General features: G+C 67.5%; 1 protein-coding gene. It reads left to right on the top strand.

The window, feature by feature from the left end:
* On the top strand, positions 1–397 hold a 397-nt coding region (locus A5625_RS26320), incomplete at its 5' end, for an orotate phosphoribosyltransferase (protein WP_067001322.1).
* Between the last annotated feature and the right edge of the window lie 326 nt (positions 398–723).

The following is a 723-nucleotide window of genomic DNA, read 5'->3' as shown; positions in this document are numbered from 1 at the left end:
CTTGATCGGCTCGCTGATGCGCGAACTGACCAGCGACTGGGACTACGCCGTGGTCGGCGGTTTGACCCTGGGCGCCGACCCGGTGGCCACCGCCGTCATGCACGCATCGGGCCGCCCGATCGACGCCTTCGTCGTCCGCAAGTCAGCGAAAACGCATGGGCTGCAACGCCTTATCGAAGGCTCCGAGGTTTCCGGAAAGCGGGTGCTGGTGGTCGAGGACACCAGCACCACCGGCAACTCGGCGCTGACCGCGGTGCGCGCCGTCCAGGAGGCCGGCGGCGAAGTGGTCGGGGTGGCCACCGTGGTGGACCGGGCCACCGGCGCCGCCGAAGCAATCCAGGCCGAGGGGCTGCCCTACCGAAGCGTGCTCGGCCTCGCCGACCTGGGGCTGAGCTAGTTGCAGGTGGACCTTCGTAGGTATCAGTTGTCACAATTGCCGCAGGCATCCCTGGCGCGGGCGACGTTCGTTGTGCCCACCTCACAGCGACAACAACGTCGTAGTGCACGGCCGCCCGAGTTGTCGCTCAGAGGTGGGCAATTCGTTCATTCCTTCCGGCGGGGAGTGCTGTGCCACGTTGGGCGGACGTGGCACAGGTGCCTCGGCTTGACCTCGAGCCGCTGAATCATGCGCAACCTTTTCCTTGCGATAGCGGCCTGCTTGGCGCTGTGTCTGGCCGGCTGCTCGTCCTCCAGCCAACCGGTGCGCCCGTACGGCGCCCAGGG

The organism is Mycobacterium sp. 1465703.0, assembly GCF_001672975.1.
GTDB lineage: Bacteria > Actinomycetota > Actinomycetes > Mycobacteriales > Mycobacteriaceae > Mycobacterium.
The sequence above is the reverse complement of the archived record's forward strand: the minus strand, read 5'-3'. Positions and strand labels throughout refer to the sequence as shown.